This is a genomic window from Micromonospora sicca (assembly GCF_003172935.1).
In the GTDB taxonomy this organism is placed as follows: Bacteria; Actinomycetota; Actinomycetes; order Mycobacteriales; family Micromonosporaceae; genus Micromonospora; species Micromonospora sicca.
This window is the reverse complement of record NZ_QGKS01000518.1, coordinates 1-4,494: the sequence shown is the minus strand read 5'-3', so window position 1 is coordinate 4,494 and position 4,494 is coordinate 1. Positions and strand designations below refer to the sequence as shown.

General features: G+C 69.0%; 4 protein-coding genes. 2 read left to right on the top strand and 2 right to left on the bottom strand.

Annotated elements, in window-relative coordinates; translation table 11 throughout:
• Positions 1–697: GtrA family protein (locus tag DKT69_RS36840; RefSeq protein WP_109805962.1), on the bottom strand; the 697-nt coding region annotated here is incomplete at its 3' end.
• Between the two features lie 63 nt (positions 698–760).
• On the bottom strand, positions 761–1,297 hold the full coding sequence (locus DKT69_RS36835) for a GtrA family protein (RefSeq protein WP_109805963.1): 537 nt from the start codon (positions 1,295–1,297) through the stop codon (positions 761–763).
• Between the two features lie 461 nt (positions 1,298–1,758).
• On the opposite strand from DKT69_RS36835, the gene DKT69_RS36830 reads away from it, so the two are divergent.
• The gene (locus DKT69_RS36830; protein WP_109805961.1) at positions 1,759–3,603 is read left to right on the top strand and encodes a phosphoenolpyruvate carboxykinase (GTP); all 1,845 of its coding nucleotides are present in this window, start codon (positions 1,759–1,761) and stop codon (positions 3,601–3,603) included.
• A gap of 37 nt (positions 3,604–3,640) precedes the next feature.
• Positions 3,641–4,494 (top strand): hypothetical protein (locus DKT69_RS36825; protein ID WP_109805960.1); only part of this gene is annotated, 854 nt, incomplete at its 3' end.

Below are 4,494 nucleotides of genomic sequence, written 5' to 3'. Positions count from 1 at the left end.
GTTCGGCGTCCAGGTCGCTGTCGAGGGTGCGGCCGAGGGCCGGGCCCATGGCGGCGTCCGCCGGGGCGGGGCGACCCTGGGTCGGGGCGCCGTACTCCGCGCCGGCGCGGCGACCGGCCGTCCGACTCCGGTGCTCGCCCGGCGGGGGCTCGGACTCCTCCAGCTCGCTGACCGACTCGGCCAGCTCCGCCACCGGGTCCATCTCCGCCATGGTGTCCCACTCGTCGCGCGGGATGCTGTGCCAGGTCGCCTGCGCGTGCTTCGGCACCGGCTGGAAGACGAACGTCCGGTACGACCAGAAACGGAACATGGTGGCCAGCAGTACGCCACCGGTCTTCGCCACGTTCAGCGCCAGCAGGCTGGTCACGCCGAGGCCGTACTTCGCTGCGGCGAGGACGCCGAGTTCGATGATCAGGCCGGTGGCGTTGAACAGGAAGAAAAGGACGTATTCGCGGCGTAGCGCCGACTTCGGGCGATCCCGGTACGTCCAGTGCCGATTCATCAGATACGAGGTGATCGTGGCCACGATGGTCGCGATGACCGTCGCCTTGAGCTGCCCGTCGCGGAAAACGGTCAGTGCCAGCGCATTGAACACCGCGTAATTGATGACGGTGTTGATGCCACCGACGATGCCGAATTTGAGCGCCTCGTGGATGAACTTCTGCCAGCGCTCGGGCAGCAGACGGACCAGACGCATGCGGAACACCTTAGGGCAGTGGGCAGGGCCGGCTCGGCCCGGCAGGACGGGGTGGGCGGTAGGTCACGCCCCGGAGTCTCGGTCGTGGCTCGTTCCCGGAAGCGGGGGAATTCCCGCTTCCACGAAAACGAACCGCCGGTACGACCAGAATCGGAACAGCGTCCCGAGGCCGGTGCCGACGATGAAGCTGGCGATGTTGTCGGCCAGCGGGGTCTGGAACACCCCGGGCCAGATGCTGCCCAACCCGTAGCGGCTGATCGCGAGGCAGGCGACGGCGATGCCCAGGCCGACCCCGTTGAAGAAGAAGAACAGCGCGTACTCCCGGGCGGGGTTGGAGCGCTGGCGGTGCCGCCAGGTCCAGAACCGGTTGCCCAGGAACGCCATGGTCGCGGCGATCACCGTGGAGATGGTCTTCGCGGCGACCGGCGGCATGTGGCGGACGCTGGCCAGGTAGTTGAAGAGCGCGAAGTCCACCAGGAACGCGAGCCCGCCCACCGTGGCGAACTTGCTCAACTCCCGGACGAGGTGACCGAAACGGTCGAGGAGGAAACCGATCAGACCCGGCCGGGTCTGCTTAGCGCCCGGTTGGTCCCCGGTCATCGTCGCGGCCACCCGCCGAGCCTACCGGGTGCCCGCACGGTGGACGGGTAGCACGGACGAGCCGGATCCGACCGCGTCCCACGGGGACGCCGCCCGGTTCGTCGTGCGGTGAGCAGAGCGTAACCGGCCGTGGCGGAATTGCGGATCGGATCACCCAATCGCCGCCCTCGGCACGGGCGGGCGCTTCCGCTCATCGTGCACCAGCGACCGGACCTCGCGACGGGCGTCCGCCGGAGGTTCGCCGCAGGATTTGCGTGAAACTGCGCGCGAAAGCGGGTATCAGATCGCGATGCCGCAGCGTGGCCCTACCTTGTGCAGTTCTTCACAACCAGTCCCACTGACTGGCGAGGCAGCCCGGTTTACGCTGAGCCCAATCCCAGGTTTCCACGAAGGCGACGACTCGCTCGCCAGAACTCGTGCACCCCATACATCGGTCAGCGTCGACCACAAGGAGATGTGACATGGTTGCTCCGGCTACTGTTCGGGGTATCGATCAGGCCCCGACGTCCAACCCCAAACTGCTCGCCTGGGTCCGAGAGGTCGCGGAACTGACCACCCCCGACCGGGTGGTCTGGGTGGACGGGTCCGATGAGGAGTGGCGCCGCCTCACCGACGAACTGGTCGAAAAGGGCACCCTGATCCGGCTGAATCCCGAGAAGAAGCCCAACTCGTTCTACGCACGGACCGACCCGACGGACGTCGCCCGCGTCGAGGAGCGCACCTTCATCTGCTCCGTCGACGAGGCGGACGCCGGCCCCACCAACAACTGGATGGCGCCGGCCGAGATGAAGCGGACGATGACCGAGCTGTACCGCGGCAGCATGCGCGGACGCACCATGTACGTCATCCCGTTCGTCATGGGCCCGGTCGAGGCCGAGAGCCCCATGTTCGGCGTCGAGATCACGGACAGCCCGTACGTGGTCGCCTCGATGCGCATCATGACCCGGATGGGCGCCAAGATTCTCGAGGCGATGGGCGACGACGCGGACTTCGTGCACGCCCTGCACTCGATCGGCGCCCCGCTCGCACCCGGCCAGCAGGACGTCTCGTGGCCGTGCAACGAGACGAAGTACATCTCGCACTTCCCCGAGACCCGGGAGATCTGGTCGTTCGGCTCCGGCTACGGCGGCAACTCGCTGCTCGGCAAGAAGTGCTACTCGCTGCGGATCGCGAGCGTGATGGGGCGCGACGAGGGTTGGCTCGCCGAGCACATGCTGATCCTCAAGATCACCTCACCGGAGGGCAAGGTCTACCACATCGCCGGCGCGTTCCCGTCCGCCTGCGGCAAGACCAACCTGGCCATGGTGGAGCCGACCATCCCGGGCTGGAAGGTCGAGACCATCGGCGACGACATCGCCTGGATGCGCTTCGGCGAGGATGGCCGCCTGTACGCGGTCAACCCCGAGTACGGCCTGTTCGGCGTCGCACCCGGCACCGACTGGAAGACCAACGCCAACGCCATGCGGACGCTGGACCGGGGCAACTCCATCTTCACCAACGTGGGCCTCACCGACGACGGGGACATCTGGTGGGAGGGCATGGGCGAGCCCCCGGCGCACCTCATCGACTGGAAGGGCCGGGACTGGACGCCGGAGAGCGGCGAACTCTCCTCGCACGCCAACAGCCGCTTCTGCACTCCGATCACCCAGTGCCCGATCCTGGCCGAGGAGTACTACGACCCGAACGGCGTGCCGATCGACGCGATCCTCTTCGGGGGCCGGCGACGGGACACCATCCCGCTGGTCACCGAGGCCCGCGACTGGGTGCACGGCGTCTACATGGGCGCGACGCTCTCCTCGGAGACCACCGCCGCCGCCTCCGGCGCGGTCGGCGTGGTCCGCCGCGACCCGATGGCCATGCTGCCGTTCATCGGCTACCACGCCGGCGACTACTTCCGGCACTGGATCGAGATGGGCAAGGGCGCCGACGGCGACGCGGCCAAGCTGCCCAAGATCTACTACGTGAACTGGTTCCGCAAGGACCCCGAGGGCAACTTCCTCTGGCCCGGATTCGGCGAGAACTCCCGCGTGCTCAAGTGGGTCATCGAGCGGATCGAGGGCACCGCCGACGCGGTGGAGACCCCGATCGGCATGGTCCCGGCCCAGGACGCCCTGGACGTCGAGGGCCTGGACATGACCCCGGAGGACGTCCGGATCGCCCTCAAGGTCGACCCGGAGGAGTGGCGCAAGGAACTGCCGCTGGTCACCGAGTGGTTCGAGAAGTTCGGTGACAAGCTGCCCGGCGTCCTCTGGGCCGAGCTGGACGCGCTGCGCGCCCGGCTCGACGCGGAGCAGCCGCAGAAGTAGGTGTGACGGTTGCCCCTACCGGGCAACATCAAATCCCATGAGGACGGCCGCCGAGACCAGCCAGGTCCGGCGGCCGTCCGCCGTCCGGGCGCTGACCACCCTGCTCGCCGTCACGGCGGCGGCCACCGTCGTGGTCGAGCTGCTCAATTACTGGTACGCCCCGGAGCAGGAGTTCGGCCTGGCCGTACGCACCGGCTGGGCGATGCTCCGCTCGCTCGGCTTCCTGGTGCTCATCGGGCACGTCAACCGCGGCCGTACCGTGGCCAGACCGTTCGGGCTGATCCTCGCGGTCACCACGGTCTTCGCGGTGGGGCGGCTCTTCGTACCCCGGGAAGGGGTGCCCGCGCTGCCCGGCCTGCTGGGGTTCGGGCTGCTCACCGCGCTCTGCGTGGCCGTGGTCGTGCTGCTCTACCGCTCGGACGCCGTCGGCGGGCACCTGGTCCGGCACCGGAAGTCCCTGGTCGTGGAGGGCGGGATGATCTCCTGGCGGGAGGTCGCGCCGAAGCGACCGCCGGTGACCGGGTGGCTGCTCACCAGCCGGGTCGCCGCGTTCACCTACAGCCCGCTGATGCTCGTACCGGCGCTGGTCGCCGGCGGGTCCATCCTGGACGGACGGCTCAGCGCCGTGCCGGCCGTGCTCTTCTGGTTCCTCGCCGGCATCGCCGTCAGCTACCTGGTTCTTCTCTGCACCGCCTTCCTGATGCGCGGCCGGGCCTGGGCCCGCCGGCTCCTGGTCGCGATCACCCTCGGTGTGCTCGCCGTCGACCTGCCGCTCTGCTGGTGGCTGCTCGGCGTCGACGGCCTGATCCGGGACGGCGGACCCCTGGTGGCCGCCGCCCTCCTGGCCCTCTACGGTCTCCGGCGCGCCGACCGGGCCGCCGATTCCCCCAC